The 18,976-nt window shown below is 41.4% G+C and carries 12 protein-coding genes; 11 read left to right on the forward strand and 1 reads right to left on the reverse strand.

Annotated elements, in window-relative coordinates:
- Positions 1 to 332: 332 nt before the first annotated feature.
- From aspA to ACT3CD_RS06175, 5 genes are all read left to right on the forward strand, one after another.
- Positions 333 to 1,724 carry an aspartate ammonia-lyase gene (aspA, locus tag ACT3CD_RS06155; RefSeq protein ID WP_444643939.1) on the forward strand — a complete coding sequence of 464 codons (1,392 nt, stop codon included), beginning with the start codon at positions 333 to 335 and terminating at the stop codon, positions 1,722 to 1,724.
- A gap of 438 nt (positions 1,725 to 2,162) precedes the next feature.
- Positions 2,163 to 3,827, forward strand: coding sequence for a dipeptidase (locus ACT3CD_RS06160; protein WP_444643941.1), 1,665 nt, complete (start codon positions 2,163 to 2,165; stop codon positions 3,825 to 3,827).
- A 930-nt stretch (positions 3,828 to 4,757) separates the two neighbouring features.
- Positions 4,758 to 5,756 carry a thiamine-phosphate kinase gene (gene thiL / locus ACT3CD_RS06165; protein ID WP_444643942.1) on the forward strand — a complete coding sequence of 333 codons (999 nt, stop codon included), beginning with the start codon at positions 4,758 to 4,760 and terminating at the stop codon, positions 5,754 to 5,756.
- 692 nt (positions 5,757 to 6,448) lie between these two features.
- Positions 6,449 to 6,832, forward strand: a complete 384-nt coding sequence (locus tag ACT3CD_RS06170) for a VOC family protein (protein WP_444643943.1) — start codon at positions 6,449 to 6,451, stop codon at positions 6,830 to 6,832.
- A 265-nt stretch (positions 6,833 to 7,097) separates the two neighbouring features.
- A complete protein-coding gene (locus ACT3CD_RS06175) occupies positions 7,098 to 7,688 on the forward strand; it encodes an acyltransferase (protein ID WP_444643944.1) in 591 nt (196 codons plus the stop codon).
- A gap of 4 nt (positions 7,689 to 7,692) precedes the next feature.
- On the opposite strand, the gene ACT3CD_RS06180 is transcribed toward ACT3CD_RS06175, so the two are convergent.
- Positions 7,693 to 8,976 carry a voltage-gated chloride channel family protein gene (locus tag ACT3CD_RS06180; RefSeq protein WP_444643945.1) on the reverse strand — a complete coding sequence of 428 codons (1,284 nt, stop codon included), beginning with the start codon at positions 8,974 to 8,976 and terminating at the stop codon, positions 7,693 to 7,695.
- 284 nt (positions 8,977 to 9,260) lie between these two features.
- On the opposite strand from ACT3CD_RS06180, the gene ACT3CD_RS06185 reads away from it, so the two are divergent.
- From ACT3CD_RS06185 to ACT3CD_RS06210, 6 genes are all read left to right on the forward strand, one after another.
- The gene (locus ACT3CD_RS06185; protein WP_444643947.1) at positions 9,261 to 9,806 is read left to right on the forward strand and encodes a DUF1599 domain-containing protein; all 546 of its coding nucleotides are present in this window, start codon (positions 9,261 to 9,263) and stop codon (positions 9,804 to 9,806) included.
- Positions 9,807 to 9,874: 68 nt separating this feature from the next.
- Positions 9,875 to 11,113, forward strand: coding sequence for a BT_3928 family protein (locus ACT3CD_RS06190; protein WP_444643949.1), 1,239 nt, complete (start codon positions 9,875 to 9,877; stop codon positions 11,111 to 11,113).
- On the forward strand, positions 11,110 to 11,865 hold the full coding sequence (tpiA, locus tag ACT3CD_RS06195) for a triose-phosphate isomerase (protein ID WP_444643951.1): 756 nt from the start codon (positions 11,110 to 11,112) through the stop codon (positions 11,863 to 11,865). The genes ACT3CD_RS06190 and tpiA overlap by 4 nt, the downstream gene beginning before the upstream one ends.
- A 109-nt stretch (positions 11,866 to 11,974) precedes the next feature.
- Complete coding sequence (gene prmA / locus ACT3CD_RS06200) at positions 11,975 to 12,817, forward strand: 50S ribosomal protein L11 methyltransferase (RefSeq protein ID WP_444643953.1); 843 nt, start codon at positions 11,975 to 11,977, stop codon at positions 12,815 to 12,817.
- Positions 12,818 to 12,835: 18 nt separating this feature from the next.
- Positions 12,836 to 17,314 carry a hypothetical protein gene (locus ACT3CD_RS06205; protein ID WP_444643954.1) on the forward strand — a complete coding sequence of 1,493 codons (4,479 nt, stop codon included), beginning with the start codon at positions 12,836 to 12,838 and terminating at the stop codon, positions 17,312 to 17,314.
- 32 nt (positions 17,315 to 17,346) lie between these two features.
- Positions 17,347 to 18,528, forward strand: coding sequence for a DUF418 domain-containing protein (locus ACT3CD_RS06210; RefSeq protein ID WP_444643956.1), 1,182 nt, complete (start codon positions 17,347 to 17,349; stop codon positions 18,526 to 18,528).
- The last annotated feature ends 448 nt before the right edge of the window (positions 18,529 to 18,976 follow it).

Raw genomic sequence — 18,976 nt, forward strand, 5'->3', positions numbered from 1 at the left:
TACGTTATGCTTGTCATAAAAACAGTCGTTTACGAAAAGTAAACGCCTTGATTTTTATGACTTCACAAGCCTTGTATTTGAACTTTATATTTCAAACACTTAGTTTATGGACAGGCTTTAATTAGAGTCTGCCTATAAAGTCTATCTTATGCATTATGCTTGCTCTCAAAATGGTCATTTACAGGAGTAAACTCACATTTTCGAGCTGCTCAAGTTTCAAAAAAGGAGCCTTTTTATCGGCCAAAGGCGTTTTTGGGCAAACACAAATTACCTGATAATAATCATACCTCAAACCCTGCGTAAACACTAATTTTGGTAATAAAAAATATGGTATGCAGACAAGGATAGAAAGTGATTTGCTGGGCGAGATGGAAGTCCCCGCTGACGCCTATTACGGCGTTCAAACATGCCGGGCCATTGAAAATTTCAACATCTCAACGGCCAAATTAAAACACTACCGGAGCTTTATCTGGGCATTGGGAGCTGTTAAGATGGCAGCCGCCAAAGCTAATAACGAATTGGGGCTTTTAAACGACTCACTGACTGACGCTATTGTTACGGCATGTAAAGAAGTGATGGAAGGAAAGTTGGACGAACAGTTTCCCATCGATATGATACAGGGCGGAGCCGGCACTTCCACCAACATGAACGCCAATGAAGTCATTGCCAATCGTGCATTGGAGCTAATGGGTTACAAACGCGGCGATTACGACCATTGTTCACCCAATGATCATGTGAATATGTCGCAATCGACAAACGATGCCTATCCTACCTCTATTCAACTTTCATTGATGCGGTTAAATTATATTCTGATCGATCATCTCAAACTTTTGGTTGAAGCATTCAAACAAAAGGGTACTGAATTTAAAGATGTTATAAAAATGGGGCGAACGCAACTGCAGGATGCAGTCCCCATGACTCTGGGTCAGGAATTTAATGCTTTTGCCAACACGCTGGCCGAAGAAATTGACCGTCTGACACAAAATGCCAATCTTTTCAACGAAGTTAACATGGGAGCCACAGCCATCGGTACAGGGCTAAATGCAGCTCCAGGATACTCACAGGCTTGTGTCAGCTATTTATGCGAAATCACCGGCTATCCCATCGTGCTGGCCAGCGACCTGGTTGAAGCCACTCCCGATACCGGTGCATATGTCATCTATTCATCTGCATTAAAACGGATGGCGGTGAAAATCTCCAAAATATGTAATGATTTAAGATTGCTATCATCGGGTCCGCGCGCCGGACTCAATGAAATCAACCTGCCGCCTATGCAACCGGGTTCATCCATCATGCCGGGGAAAGTTAACCCGGTTATTCCTGAAGTGATGAATCAAATCTGTTTTAAGGTTATAGGAAACGACATTACCGTAACGTTCGCAGCAGAAGCCGGACAGCTACAGCTCAACGTTATGGAGCCGATATTGGCCTATAGTATTATGGAATCGATTCAATTTTTGAGACGCGGCATGGATACATTGCGACTTCGCTGTGTGGATGGCATTACCGCCAATCGTGAAGTCTGCGAAAAAATGGTTATGAACAGTATCGGAATTGTTACCGCCTTGAATCCTTACATCGGCTATAAAAACAGCACGCGCATAGCAAAAATGGCACAAAAAACAGGACGCGGCGTTTATGAGCTGGTTCTGGCCGAAGGCTTGTTGTCAAAAGAGCAACTGACGGAAATTCTGAGTCCCCAAAACATGATCGGGCCTCATTGATAGCGTCACGCATGCGATCTCAGCCTGATATTCCTTTTCCGGATGTAACATTTTATATACTTTTGGCCGGCTGATTGGCTTTTTTAAGCATAAAATATTATTTGTGGTGACTAAAAATCATTACTACAATAGGTACTGACAACAATAATGGCAAATTAATTGTTAGATAATGCTGGCAAGAAAAATCTATTTATCTCGTTCTTATTGCTTTCAGAATGGTCAACGACACAAATAAAATCACTCTTTTAAGCTTCGGAACGAAAAGGCCTGGATAAAAATATGAATATCTTTAGATATTAGGCATATAAGTTCCATACGGCCTATAAAAATTGGCACGTACAAAAGCCCAAAAATGGAGCTTTCTTATCTGCTACAAAGTTTTAGGGCAAGCACCATCTAAATAAAATATTTCAGGGGAAACTTAAAAATTTAATAATTATGATGATGAAAAAAGCCGCGGTATTTGCGGGCCTGTTAATGTTGATGACAAGCGGGATGACTAAAACAAGTGCCTGCACCAATATATTAGTAACCAAAGGGGCTTCGGTTGATGGATCCACCTTTATTTCGTATGCCGCCGACTCACATGATTTGTATGGCGAGTTGTATTACTGGCCCGCACAAACATGGGACAAAGACGCAATGCTGAAGGTGTATGAATGGGATACCGGAAAATATTTGGGCGAAATACCCCAGGCAGAACAAACCTATCAGGTTATTGGTAATATGAACGAACACCAGGTATCCATTGGAGAAACCACCTATGGCGGACGTCCCGAGTTGGTTGACACCACTGGTCTAATTGACTATGGAAGTTTAATGTACATTGCGCTGCAACGATCAAAAACAGCTCGTGAAGCCATCGAAATAATGACCGATTTGGTGGATAAATACGGTTATTACAGTTCCGGAGAATCGTTTTCGATTGCCGATCCCAATGAAGTCTGGATAATGGAGATGATTGGCAAAGGCAACCGTGACAAAGGAGCCGTATGGGTGGCTGTGCGTATTCCCGATGGCTACATATCGGCTCATGCCAACCAGTCGCGTATCACCACCTTCGATTTATCAGATAAAGACAATGTCATCTATTCTAAAGATGTTATTTCCTTTGCACGGGAAATGGGCTATTTCAATGGTAAAAACAAAGACTTCAGTTTTGCCGATGCCTACGCACCATTAGATTTTGAAGCCGTTCGTTTTTGTGAAGCGCGTGTGTGGAGCGCATTTAGACATGTCAACAAAGAGATGGATAAATACACCGACTTTGTAGAAGGCAAATCAACTGATAGAATGCCACTGTACATCAAGCCGGATAAAAAAGTTTCGGTACGCGACGTACAGAATATCATGCGCGATCATTTCGAAGGCACCCCTCTTGATATGACCAAAGATGCCGGCGCCGGCGCATATAGCTTGCCATACCGATGGCGTCCGCTAACCTGGGAAGTGGATGGCAAAGAATATTTTAACGAACGGGCCATCGCCACCCAACAAACGGGATTTTCGTTTGTAGCTCAAATGAGAAGCGGGTATCACGATGCCATTGGGGGAATTCTTTGGTTTGGTGTCGACGATGCCAACACAACGGTATACGTCCCAATGTACATGGGAATGAACAGCGTGCCCTACAATTATAAAGTGGGTAACGGTAGTATGATTGACTTTACCTGGAACAGTGCTTTTTGGGTGTTTACCTGGGTTTCTAATCAATCTTATACCCGTTACGATTTGATGATTAACGATGTTCGTAAAACACAAAAACGTTTGGAAGACCAGTTTGAGGCTTATGGTGCTGTAATTGATCAGACAGCCGAAGCGTTGTATGACAAAGATCCGGCACTCGCACGGCAATTCCTTACTGAATACAGCCACACACAAGCCCGGACAACAGTTGAGGAATGGAAAAAATTGGGCGCATTTTTAATGGTAAAATATCAGGACGGAAACTTGCATCCCGAAAAAGATGGTGTATTTCTGCGTAACGAATATGGCAGACCGGCACATGCTCAGTTTCCTGGATACAGCGAAAATTTCTATCGTAAAATAGTGGAAGAAACGGGTGATAAATTTGAAATGAAAAAATTGCCAAACGAAGAATAACGACAGAGAACCTTTAAGCGTTCTTATTTGTCGCCAAATATTTCGGGCAAGCAATACTTACAAGAGGGATGATAACATCCCTCTTGTTTTTTGCCGTCAGATAAAAACTCTCTGAATCGTCTTCCCAGATATTTGACAAAAGAATTCTGCGTTTTAATATCCGGATAACCCGAAACGAAACATAAAAACATCGCGCCACTCATAATCATCCAACCATATTAACGCCCCCGTACAGTTTTTTGCAGTCTTTTCAACCTGCTTAAGCACTTTAACAGGGCCTTTTACGACAGGAAACATTCGCTTTTTGGGACTTTAAAATTTAAATATGTTTACTATGGTAAATAACCATTTATGGGACAAACATACCGCAGAGTTTAAATTTTTCTTGCAAGCACAACTTAATGCCTGTCCATAAATTTAACTGATTGAAATAGAACGTTCAAATACAAGGCTTGCGAAGTCATCAAAATTAAGGCGTTTGCTTTTCGTTAATGACTGTTTTATGGCAATCATAACGAAGTAGTTGACTTTATAAACAAGCACAACTTAGCTATTTCAATCTTTAATCAGTTTCGTTTGACCTGCAATTTTACAACACATAGTTACCTCACAACCTTTTCAAACCACTATCTTTAAAGCCGAAAACGTGTACAAAAACCATTTAAACATTGTTTTTCAAATGCATAAAAGAATGTTTAAATAAAACTTATAAGAAATTGATTTTAATACATCACTCACAATCAAACGAATGGAGAATGTTTTTACCCTTAATACTCAACTTCGCGATCAACAAAACGGTCTAAAAAGAGGTAGAATTAATAGGCTCAAGGATTTAAGCACGGTCAAAAAAATTGATTTACCCAAAGGCGTAACAACCATCAAAAAGACAACGCGAATTTCCATCTGAAGACAATAAAACGATATACGGAGATGAAACTATCAGAGATAGGTGAATTTGGCTTTATAGAGCGTTTCACGCCACATTTCAATAATTTGTTAACGCCGGGCACTAAAGGAATAGGCGATGATTGTGCCATATTGCCCATGAATGAATCCGAAGAAATGATTATTACAACCGACATGTTGGTTGAAGATATTCATTTTCTACGCAATAAAATTTCAGCACAGGATTTAGGTCATAAATCGTTGGCCGTTAATTTAAGCGATATTGCAGCCATGGGTGGTCGTCCGGTTGGCTCATTCCTGTCGATAGCCATTCCCAAAAACATTGAAGTAGAATATCTCGACGCGCTGATGAACGGGTATTACCAACTGAGTCAAATATTTCGCGTTCCACTGTTAGGTGGCGATACCACCCGTTCCATTGATAAATTAACGCTTAATATTACCGTCATTGGACAGGTAAAAAAAGGCCATGCACGATTACGAAGCATGGCTCAGACCAACGATATTATAGCGGTAAGCGGACCTCTGGGCGATTCGGCGGCTGGTCTCCATGCTATCTTAAATAATTATCCTGACGATAAACTGACATCTTCTTTAATTAAAAGTCACAATCATCCAATGCCCCATGTTAACGAAGGCCTGTGGCTGGCACAGCAAGCGGGGGTCAACGCAATGATGGATGTATCGGACGGTATAGCTTCCGACCTCAAACATATTCTTAATGCATCCGATAAAGGGGCCGTTATAGAGTTATCTGATTTACCGGTTTCACCTCAGATGAAACAATTTTCTCAAAAATATGGTCACAACACCTACGAATTGGCCACTTCAGGTGGAGAAGACTATTGCTTACTCCTGACGATTGACAATAAAATGGCTGAAAAAATAATACAGGAATTTCAACAACAATTTGGTCATGAACTAAAATCTATTGGTCAAATTAACCGGGAAAAAGGGCTTCGCTATGAATTGAACGGAAAATCGATTGAAAATTTAAAAAATGGATTTAACCATTTCATTTAACCGTCGCTTTCGCCTCGATAAATTCTTTTACTTTAAACGTATACCATTGAGCGATGTATGCGTTGTAAAATCGACTATAATCCTTTATAAAAAAGTAACTCCTACACATAAATCCGCATTTTTATCAGCTCTGTATTGTTACTGTCACTAAAATAACAATGCGTCTATCAAAATTAGGAAACTCGCTTCAGTTCGTAGTCTCTTTGCTGAATTTTTCACGGCAATACCAGAACAAATAATATCGGGATAAGATAATTCATATTATATTTGAATGTCACAATTGATTGATAAGTTTATCCAATACCTATTATCAACAACGATAGATAGTGCCTGTCCATAAACTAAGTGTTTGAAAAATAAAGTTTAAATACAAGGGTTGCGAAGTCAGAAAAATCAAGGCGTTTACTTTTGTAAATGGCTGTTTTTATAACAAGCATAACGAAGTAGTTGACTTTAGAGACAAACAACAGATAGAGGTTTGGGTTTTCTTGCTGAGACTAATTAAAATGAAGATATGAAACGACCATGATAAAGGATTTTTCACACAGGGGGATGATTATTTTCATGGGAGTTCCATCTGGCAAAAACAAACAAAATATAAACATGAAACGAGCCATGAGAGGGAACTCTCACACAGAAGTATGATTATTCTGGCGAGTTCCATATGACCTTAAAAAACAAATTATAAACATATGAAAATAGAACATTTTGCTCTTAATGTAGAAGCCCCCGTTGCAATGGCTCAATGGTATAAAAAACATCTCGAACTCAAAATTTTAAAACAACAGGAGAAGCCTCCTTTTACAACTTTTCTGACAGATGACAGTGGTAGAGTTATGGTCGAAATTTATAAAAATCCCGCAGATGAGATACCCTCATACCGAAAAATGAATCCGTTAATTTTACATCTTGCTTTTGTTTCAGAATCGCCGGAGTCAGATAAAAACAAATTGCTTGAAGCCGGAGCGACGCTCGAATCCGAAGATTATCTGGATGATGGTTCTCACTTAGTAATGATGCGTGACCCCTGGGGTCTGGCTATACAACTGTGTAAAAGAGGTATTCCCATGCTTTAAAAAACTAAATATTAAGACACAAACATAATGAATCATTTAAACCGATACAGTGATGCGCTAATCATTATTTAAAAAGTCATTTAATCTTATACCCACCCATTTCTTAACTCCCCAATTTTAATGGTAGGAAAGATCTGTTTTATTGCATAATAAAATGCCGAAAACTGACCATCTCCTTTTTTCCTATCTTTAGGGCTGTGTATGCCAGCTGGGATGCTCAAAAAAATCGATCAATTACATTTGAAAAATTTTAAATACGCAATAAATGACACTGAAAGATACCATTATTGAAATACTGGATCAGTCGCTGTTCAGATGGCTCGTAAAATTTATATATCCAAAGTATCAAAGACCCCGAAAGGGCTATATGAGACATTATAAAGTTCTGTGGCAATATTTTTTTATGCAAAAAATTATGGGTTTTAATCGTCCGGTGCCCTGGCCGGTTGATTTCCGTAGTAAAATAAAAGGATGGCAATTTATTGAAAAAGGAATTATGTGCGACCCAGGTGATAACCCGGGTTTATATATCAATGCCTATGGTGGTTTAAAAATGGGCGACAACGTCAGTATAGGGGCCAACACGATTATAGTAACCACCAATCACAACAAATACGATCACAGAAAGCAAAGTTTAAAAAAGGGAATCACCATTGGAAATAATGTATGGATTGGTGCCAACTGCGTAATACTTGCCGGGACCATTATTGGTAATGAAGTAACCATAGGAGCGGGCTGTGTTATTTCCGGCAAAATACCTTCTAAATCGACTGTGGTAAGAGGCAATAATCACATTCAAATTATACCCAAGGAAAAAGACTATGAATGGGATATCTACCAGGAGACATTAACCTGAGCATTTAAACTTCGTCCAGAGTTTTTCCCCGTTGCCTGCCTAGTATTATATGTTTGGGGTTTCCAATAATCTGACTGCCATAAATACCCGTGTGACCCGAAAAAAGATAAGCCAGCACCACGGCGATGGCAATAAACACACCACTCTCCATACCAAACAACTCTAGTCCCATGAAGATACAGGCCAATGGGGTATTGGTAGCGCCTGCAAATACTGCCACAAAACCCATTCCGGCCAATACTGCCATTGGCAACGGCATAAACCAGGCCAGCAGATTGCCCAATGTGGCACCAATGAAAAACAATGGCGTGACCTCTCCCCCTTTAAATCCGGCACCTAACGTAAAAGTGGTCAGCAGTATTTTAATGGCAAAATCATAAAACGGGACGCCTTGCGAAAAGGCTTCTTCAATCACCGGAACGCCCAAACCAATATAGCGGGTCGTGCCCATGAGCCAAACAACCAACGCAATAATGACGCCCCCTACCACAGGCCTTAACGGCGGCCAGCTTATTAATTTTTTAAACCAGGAAGCCCAAAAACGGGCAAAATATGAAAAAGAACGTGCCCCAAAGCCGAAAACAATGCCGGCAATTATAGCTAGAATTACATTTTGCAGGCTAACCTCCGGCACAACAGGGATATGATACAAGGTATGATGAATACCCCATAAACGGCACGTTTGATTGGCAATAACTGCCGAAAGAAACGCCGCCAGAATACCTTCGTAACGTACCCGTCCCACAACAAACACTTCCAGCGCAAAAACGGCTCCCGCAAGTGGGGTTCCAAAAACCGAAGCAAAACCGGCACTCACCCCCGCCGAGAGTAATATCTTACGATCGCGGGGCCGCAATTTAAAAATGCGGGTAAACTGGTCGGCAATGGCACCGCCCATCTGTATGGCAGTACCTTCACGCCCGGCAGAACCACCAAAAAAATGTGTGGCCACAGTGCCAAACAATACCAGTGGCACCATCCGCAATGGAATAACTTTTTTGGGGGAATGAAACTCTTCCAATAACTGATTATTACCTTTCACCACACTTTCACCCCAATAATAATATGACAAACCGATGATCAATCCCCCCAAAGGCAGCAAGGCTATGATCCACACATGACTTTCGCGCCAGTCGGTCGCCCAATGAAGTGACCAAAGAAAAAACGCCGAAGCTGAACCTGCTAACAAGCCGATTAATAAACTTATCAATAACCATTTCAGCATATGCCAAAAAAGCGTCGTTACCGAAGCCGGAATCCACTGTTTTTCTTTTTTTGGTTGATTCATATCACCCTGCTTATTCAAAAATAACTGCAAAAGTAAGGATTTGCACCAAACTGGCAGCATTAAAAATTAATAAACATACCAAACCAACAGTCAGTGTTGCGTTACATCAGTCCCAGACTAATTCCCCGCCGGCCCTCTGTTTTAACAAATAGTTTTCACAATTCTTTAAATACGAATAATGGTTGACCGGCAAAAACTACCAAACTTCATCATTTTTTGATACTTTTACGCTTTCGTAAAAACAGTAGTTATTTCGTTCAATTAATTGTAATACGTGCAAAAAAATGGCGCATAACACCGACCAGCAATTTGAACATGTGATCAAAGTATGTCGTGAAGTATTTGAAAAAAAAATGACCGACTATGGTACCGCATGGCGTATCCTGCGCCCGGAGTCCGTTACCGATCAAATATTTATAAAAGCACAGCGTATCCGCAGCCTGCAAGTCAAAGGCATCTCAAAAGTGGATGAAGGTATCCGCCCCGAATTTATAGGCATTGTAAACTATGCTGCCATGGCACTTATCCAGTTGGATCTGGGCGTTAGCGACAACCCGGTTATGCCACACGACGAGGCCCTCGATCGCTACCTGAAAGCCATTGATGAGTCCAAATCACTCATGGAAAATAAAAATCACGATTACGACGAGGCATGGCGCAGCATGCGCATCAGTTCGCTTAGCGATCTCATACTAATGAAATTGTTCCGTATTAAAGAAATTGAAGACCACAAAGGAAAGACAATTGTTTCAGAAGGCGTTGAGGCCAATTATATGGACATCATTAACTATGCTGTCTTTGCGCTGATTAAAATCGATTTCTCTGAATAAACAACATAATAAAACAGGACTTATTACTACATAACGGTAAATGAAAATGTATTAATTAAAAAAATAAAATGAACACAGTATTAAAATTTATCTTTCGGATAATTCCTGGTCTGACATTTATTTTTTCCGGTTTTGTAAAAGCTGTAGATCCCGTTGGCGGGGCCATTAAAATTGATGACTATTTCACCGCCTTTCACATCACCTGGTTAATACCAATGGCAATACCATTCGCCATTATTCAGGCCATACTCGAATTTGGTATTGGTTTTTATCTTTTAGTGAATCTTCATACCCGGGTAATGGCAAAAATTACCCTTTGGCTAATGGCATTCTTCACGCTTTTAACACTTGTGTTGGCCGTTTTTAATCCTGTTAGTGATTGCGGTTGCTTTGGCGACGCCATAAAATTAACCAACTGGGAAACCTTCTGGAAAAACGTAGTGGTTATCATTTTCACCATTGGGTTGTATATTTTCAGAAAGGATTATGCTTCAAATACAAACAAAATATACAACAGTGCAATGTCGGCCTTACCCCTGGTCTATGTATTATGGCTGGCGCTATACAGTTACAATCATCTGCCCATTCTGGATTTCCGCCCCTATAAGGTCGGCGTCAACGTCCCATCGCAAATGATTATTCCCGAAGGGGCCGTTATGCCTGAATATGAAACCACCTTTGTACTGGAAAAAAACGGAAAACAACAAACCTTTACCGTTGACAATTATCCGTATGAAGATTCCACCTGGGTTTTTGTCAGCCGCGAAAGTAAAGTTATAACAGAAGGCTACCAACCTCCACTGCGCGACCTATCGCTGATGGATGACGCTCAAAACGATGTCACTTCTGATATCGTAAACCACAAAGGCCCGCTGTTCCTGCTTATCAGCCCAAAAGTAGAAACCATGAACGCTGATAATATCATGACATTGTCGGAGCTGGCTCGTGGCGCCGAAGAAAAACAAATTCCCTTCTATCTGGTAACATCCTCTAACCTTGACAAGATTGATCAATTCCTGGTTAAAAACAAAACCATTTTTGATGTTTTGCAGGCCGACGACGTTACGCTGAAAACCATCATCCGTTCCAATCCGGGACTGGTATTGTTATACGATGGTACCATTGTCGGAAAATGGCACTTTAAGGATATCCCGGCCAAAAAGATTCTGGATCAACCACTGGCAACGGCGATTGAAAATCAAACCCGTCAATCTTCACAAAAAACAGTTTGGTTACATATATTTGCACTGTTTTTTGTCACCATACTAGTTGCAAATACATTTAATACTATAAAAATTCAAAAATGAGACAAAACATTGTAGCAGGAAACTGGAAAATGAACAAAACTGTTCAGGAAGGCGTCGAGCTGGCAAAAGATATAAACAGCCGTGTTGAAGCCATTGATCCCAAATGCCAAATTATTTTAGGAACACCATTTGTTCACATCACCGAAGTGGTAAAAACGGTAAAATCTGATAAAATTGCCGTAGCCGCTCAAAATTGTGCCGACAAAGTCTCTGGTGCCTACACAGGTGAAGTTTCAGCCGCCATGGTTAAATCAACCGGTGCAAAATATGTTATCCTGGGTCACTCAGAACGCCGTGCTTATTATGGCGAGAACAATGCTATCCTGAAAGAAAAAACAGATTTAGCACTGGCCAATGACTTGCTTCCTATCTTCTGCGTAGGTGAAGTATTGAGCGAACGCGAATCAAACAAGCATTTTGATGTGGTTAAAAGCCAGATTGAAGAAGCTTTATTTCATCTTTCGGCTGAAGCCTTCGGTAAAATTGTATTGGCATACGAACCTGTTTGGGCCATTGGTACCGGTAAAACGGCTTCGCCAGCACAGGCTCAGGAAATTCATGCCTTTATCCGTGGTTTGGTAGCTGGTAAATACGGTAAAGAGGTCGCCAACAACGTATCTATTCTTTATGGTGGTAGCTGCAACGCCAAAAATGCCAAAGAATTATTTTCAAATCCCGATGTAGATGGCGGATTAATTGGTGGCGCTTCATTAAAAGCCGAAGACTTTTTATCAATCATCACCGCTTTCTAAAAAAGCATCCTGTTTTTAACTGAATTATTTCATTAAAAACCATACTTTTAAGAGGCTGCCCCAACGGTGCAGTCTCTTTTCTTTCTTACAAATACCCATATACAAAGCCATGAAATACATACAAACCATTGTTACCATAACCCCATACCAACAAGAAGCCGCTGACATTTTAAGTGCCTTGATGGGTGGCCTGGGTTACGAAAGCTTTGTGGATACCGATAACGGTATTGAAGCTTATATTCCGGTTGCGATGTTTGACGAAACGACTTTGCAAACCCTTCAAATTCCTTTTGGCGAATTTAACCTCTCATTCTCCAATACTACCATAGCCGATAAAAACTGGAATGAAGAGTGGGAAAAAAATTATTTTCACCCCATAGCTGTTGCCAACCAGGTGTTGGTTCGCAGCCCCTTTCACAAAGACTACCCTTCACTTCCAACCGAAATAATTATAGCGCCAAAAATGGCGTTTGGTACAGGCCATCATGCTACAACCACCATGATGATCGAGCATATTCTGGAGGTTGATGTGACCGGGAAACGTGTGCTTGATATGGGATGCGGCACTGGTATCCTGGGCATTCTGGCATCGATGCGCGGCGCCAAAGAAGTGGTTGGCATCGACATAGACCAGTGGTGCGTTGACAACAGTGAAGAAAACTGTACACTTAACAACATTCAAAACATGAGCATACTGCAGGGAACTGCATCCACGCTCGCCACCATGGATAATTTCGACCTCATTCTGGCCAACATCAACCGTAATATATTGCTGGAAGACCTGCCTACATACTACAATCGGCTGAAAACCGGCGGATTGATTATTCTGAGCGGCTTTTATGATATCGACAAACCGATTATCGATGCTTGCGCCAATAAACATTTATTAACATCTGTATCGGTAAAAGAAAATAACCAATGGACAGCTGTTGCGTATGAAAAAGTGAATTGATTGAAAATAGGACTGCAGATGAGAAAGACAGGGGGCGCTATTATTGCATTTATTTTTTTGTTCACCATAAATAGCTCTTCACAAAACGGCTATTTCAGCACCGATGGAGAAGCCGGTTTTATTAAGCAGCTGGAAAATCTTTATAATACCACAGGTGATCGTAAGAAGGCCAAAGAATTCCTCGACACCTTTAATGATTTCTGGGAATCGTCCAACACGTCACCTGAAATAAAAGCAGATATCATTACGATATGTGATATTTTTTATCAACAAAAAGCATTTCCCTTCCCTGATTATTCTGAATATCTGCAAACAGTAATGGCTTTTCAATCAAGTGGCCATCCACAAGCCAGCTATCAAACCTGGCATAATGCCCTGCTCAAATTATTTGATTCGCCACGTTTCAGAATACGTCATGCCGTCGCACTATGCCGATTGACTAACAATGCGTTGTTAAATAATATTATCTACTCCACCCCCGCCATTCAGTGGCAAAGTTCATCGCCGGATTTTCAGTTTCGGTTTACCGATTCGTTATACCTTGTTACCGATAATATGGCACTGACCTGCCGTGCCAGTTACGACAGTCTTCAAATATTCGACACCAAAGGTCGTGTCAATCTCCAATCGGGGCAATGGCAGGGTCAAAAAGGAACGGTAACCTGGGAGCGATTTGGTTTTAAGGCCAATGAAGTAAATGCGCATTTTGGTGCTTATAAAATCAATATGAAACGTAATGAAGTTAAGGTTGATAGCGTTACGTTTATTAATAGTCATTATTTTAATCAACCGTTAAAAGGTCATCTTCATCACAAACTCGTTAACAGCCGCACGTCAAATTATCCCAAATTTGAATCCTACGAACAGTTTTATCAAATTCCTGACATACAGCCCGACTTTAATTACGAAGGAGGATTCGCCCAGTATGGAGAAAAGTTTTTGGGCTCCGGAACCTCAAAAAAACCGGCAAAAATTGAAATATTCCGCAACGACACACTTTTTATCACCGCCCGATCGCTCTATTTCTCGCTTCGCGACGACCAGATTTTAAGTAACAGTGCCGAAATCACTCTATTTCTGGACTCCGGCACCATCTATCATCCCGGTGTTTATTTCAAATATATGGCGGGCATCAAAGAGCTGGATCTTATAAGGGATGGTGAAGGCATTGCTCTGAGTCCGTTTTTCAATACTTACCACAATATAAGTATGGATACCGAGCTGATTAAATGGCGACTAAACGAAAACCAGATCGAATTCAGAATGCTAACCGGTGCTGACCAGAACCATGCCTTCTTTGAATCGATAAGCTATTTCAGAGAATCGTTTTTTCATAAATTACAAGGCATGGACGCCGTCCATCCGTTGCAGGGACTTTTAAACTGCTCTAAATATTGGAATGGACGTCCTTTTACCGCCAAAGATTATGCACAATACCTTGGAATGCCCGAAAACCAGGTGCGGCAACAGGTCATTGGCCTGTCATTCCATGGCTTTATAAAATATAATGTAAATACCGATTTCATTGAGATTGAAGATCGGTTAACCGATTTTCTGCTTTTCCGTGCCGGACGAAAAGATTATGATGTCATACAATTCAGGTCCACCACTCCGGGAGCAATACCCAATGCCATCCTCGACCTGAAAAATTACGATATGCAAATCAATGGTGTACCAACTGTTTCCATCAGCGATCGCCAGAATGTTATTTTCTATCCCAGAGACCAAAAAATACTATTGAAAAAAAATCGTTTTTTTCAGTTCGATGGCTCCATCACTTCAGGTATGATTGATCTCTTCGGGCAGGGATTCACCTTTAATTATGATAAATTCCGTATTGACCTCAATGCCATCGACTCAATGGTTCTGCACATGGTAGTTAACCAATACGATTTTGTGGGGCAACGACAACAACAAAAAATTAATAATACCATTTCAAATCTCTCGGGCTTTTTGGAGATAGACAGACCCAATAATAAATCAGGCGTGGAAGAGTATCCCGAGTACCCGCGTTTGACCAGTAATACCAACTCGTTTGTGTATTACGATCAGTCGTCAACACAAGGAGGCGCTTATAAACGCGACCAGTTTTTCTTTACGCTCGACCCGTTTGTTATTGACAGCATCAACTATCTGACACGCGAAAACATTGCGTTTACAGGTGAACTACAATCAAATATTTTTCCCGTCATTGAAGAGACATTGGTGGTTCAACCCGATTTTTCTCTTGGATTTACACGCCAGTCACCCCCCGATGGTTACCCTGTATACGACCAGCGGGCATTGTTTACCAATACCATAAACCTTAGCAATGCGGGTTTAAAAGGCGATGGAACACTAAACTATCTGACTTCAACCAGCCAATCAAAAGAGTTCACCTTCCTGCCGCAACAAACAGTGGGTAATGCGTACTCCTTTAAGGTGGATGAACGTGCCAACGGCGTTGAATATCCCGATGTAAATGGTTTAAATGCCGACATCAATTACCAGCCTTATGATGAAAAACTGATTGCAACGGTTACCAGCGATCCCTTTACGATGTATAAGGAAGAAACCTCACTTGTGGGATCGCTTACTGTGTCGCCAAACGGATTGGAAGGCAGCGGGCAATTCAATATGCCCAATGCCTATCTGACAGCCAACCGCTTTGATTTTTCCCATCATATTGCCGTAGCCGACTCATCAGATTTCAACTTAATTAACGACGCAGGAACCACCGAAGTGAATTTCCGGACCAACAATCTGCTGTCGACAATAGACTTTGAAAGCCGCCGGGGTAACTTCCAGTCACACAATGCCGGCAACAAAGTCGAATTCACCGACAACCTGTACATCGCTTATATCACCGCCTTTTCGTGGGATATGGATAACAATGACATCTATCTGGGCGCCAGCGGTTCCACAGGTAACCGTTTTGTTTCAACTCACAAACGTCAGGATTCGCTTGATTTTATTGCGCCACTGGCCCTGTATGATGTGGAAAATAAAATCATTAAAGCACAAGAAGTTAAACAGATTAATGTTGGCGACAGCCGTATGCAACTGTCCGATGGCAACGTAACCATTAATAAGGAGGCGGTACTCGACTCGCTTGTTAATGTTAAGATTGTGCTGAACGATTCGATTCACACATTTTATGATGCGCTGGTTCATATCAATGGGAAATACGATTATAAAGCAAGTGGAAAATTCGATTTCATCAACGGGGCCAACGCTGTTAAAACCATTGTATTTGATGATATAACGCTTAACAAAGAGGGCAAGACCATTGCCGATGGAACAATTGACGACAAAGACCTCTTCACGTTTAATCCCTATTTTGCCTTTAAAGGGGAAACGCATCTCACGGCCGGTAAGCCCTTACTCAATTTTAAAGGGGGCGTACAGATGCTTCACGCCTGCTCGGTATTAGGACCACAAGACTATATTCGTTTTGAATCGGAAATAGACCCGCAGGATGTTCGCATTCCTCTTCCTGAGAAAAAACAAAATTCCGATCTCGAGAATGTCTATAGTAACTTTTTCCTGAACAGGGATTCCAATATTATTTACAGTGCATTTCTGGAAAAACAACTGTTTCATAGTGACGTGCCGGTCATGTCGGCCGACGGAATACTCTGGTTTAACAAATCCCGTAACAGTTTTGAAATTTCCGACGAAATAAAAATAAATCACCCCGACACAACGGGTAATGTAATGCGTTTTCTCAACGATGGCTGTATGGTTACCGGACAGGGAACGCTAAATATGGGACTCGATTTGGGACAGGTTAAAACAGCTGCTTCGGGGGAAATCATACAATCACGCTCCGACAACGACACCATCAGACTCTATACGCTGTTTGGACTTGATTTCATGCTTGACCAGCCAGCCATTGATATGATGTATGCGGATCTGCGAAATGCCAATTCCTCCAACACAGGCAAACCCGAATCGTCCACAACAATTTGGCGGATGGCTGAATGGATGGGGCACGAAAATGCCATCAACGTATCACGTGAGGTGCAAGGTGTCGATGCCTTGCAGTCTCTGCCCCAGCCCTATCAACAACTATTTGTCTTTGATAACCTCGACTGGGTATGGGATTCTTCATCACGAAGCTACATTTGCGATACCGAATCCACAATTCTTTGGATGCAGGACAAACCCATGAACCGAAGGGTATCCATCAAGGCAAATATTACATTCAGTCGCGCAGGTAATTCAATGAATTTTTACATTGATGCCGGAGATGATCTCTTTTACTTTTTTAATTACCGCAGTGGCGTCATGAACGTGCTCTCCTCCAACGAGGCTTTTAATACACATGTTCAGACGGTTGATGAAAAAATTCGCCGTATGAAAGTTGGTCTGGGCGATCCTTCTTATACCTTTGTATTGTCGCCCGCCAGTCGGATGAAAAAATTCCTTAAAATATTTGCCCCCTCAAACGACGATCTTTCGGAAGAGGAGGTCACTGATGAGGAAGATACAGATGCCAATGAAGTAACTCAGTAATCGTTAAAACAGAAACCATAAACAAACACCCAATGAAGTCAATCCCCAATACATCTCCGGACCGGCTAAATGTGGTTGATGCGCTGCGAGGTTTTGCCATTATTTCAATAATGCTTCTCCACAACATTGAGCATTTCGATTTTTATTTTATACCTGAACATCTGCCGGCATGGCTTTCATCCCTCGATAAGATTATATGGGACAGTTTATTCTTCCTGTTTGGCGGAAAATCGTATGCTATTTTTGCATTGCTGTTTGGCGTCACCTTTTTTATTCAGTACAACAACCGGCAAAAACGAGGCGAAGATTTTTGCGGACGTTTTCTGTGGCGTCTTCTGTTATTGCTGGGATTTGGTATTATCAATTCCATTTTTTTCGAAGGTGATATACTGGCAATTTATGCAGTTATTGGTGTTATTATGGTTCCATTCCGAAAGCTCAGCAACGCCATCGTGTTATCTGCCGCCATCTTTTTAATGCTTCAGCCGTTGGAGTGGTTCTATTTCATTAAAATAGTATTGAACCCCGACTACACAGGCCCGGTGGCAAAAGCAGGCACATACTTTCATAAAATTGGCGAATATCTTTCCAACGGTTCTTTTTTTGAGGCCGCATGGGGTAATCTCACCAATGGACGCACAGCCGTTTTGTATTGGTCGCTCGAAAACGGACGTTACTTTCAGACGGCCGCCTTATTTTTGTCAGGCATGTTGTTGGGGCGTCAAAATCGTTTCGCCATGACGTCGTCCAATCATAAATTCTGGAACAGAACATTATTGCTGGCTGTCATCGCTTTTATCCCTTTGTTTTATCTAAAATCGTCCGTATCCGGATGGCCGTTTGCTGAGGCGTTACGACTTCGGCTGGGCGTCATCATCACTTCGTGGTCTAACTTTGCCTTTATGAGCATTTTGGTCGCCCTGTTTGTCATTCTTTTCAGGTTTAAAAGATCGGCTGCATGGTTAACCAAACTGTCGCCTGTTGGCCGAATGAGTCTAAGCAACTACATGATTCAAAGCATACTCGGTTCTTTTATCTATTATGGCTTCGGACTGGGGCTGTATCAATACACCAGTGCCACCCATTGCCTGCTCATCGGTATGACTCTGGCAATTGTGCAAACCCTGTTTTCAAAATGGTGGATGAATGGCCACAAACGCGGGCCTCTTGAAGGTTGGTGGCACAAAGCAACGTGGATGGGTATCAAAAAATGAAAAATCGCAGTATATTATAGATTGTGCTTTGGATTGAGTTGAGAGTACAGTCTCTCAAAGAGAGACTCCTTGTTTTTCATGTTTTTCTTTTTGTGTCATTTACGTTGACTTTGTTTTTGTTCTTTATTGGAGATTGCGGATCAGGGTCCGCAATGACAGCGTTGCGGGCTTCATCCTATACGTCATTGTGGACTTGATCCGCAATCTCAATTTTCAGAGGACTCTGACTCTCCTCCGAATGACGTTGCAAAGACAAAAGCAAACCTTGCATCAAGCCCTTTTTATGCTGTTTTAATTGTTCTATTTTTTGGGTTTGTGCGGTAATTTAGTCATCTAAAGAAAGACTAGTCTGATTGTCTTTAATAACACCGCCTCAAAAATTGACACAGCCTTCCGGATATTTTTTAAACAACAATCTAAATTACTGAAAATTAATAATTGTCAAAAC

Origin of the sequence: Geofilum sp. OHC36d9 (genome assembly GCF_052400685.1) — a bacterium.
Taxonomy (GTDB): domain Bacteria; phylum Bacteroidota; class Bacteroidia; order Bacteroidales; family Marinilabiliaceae; genus CAZHHH01.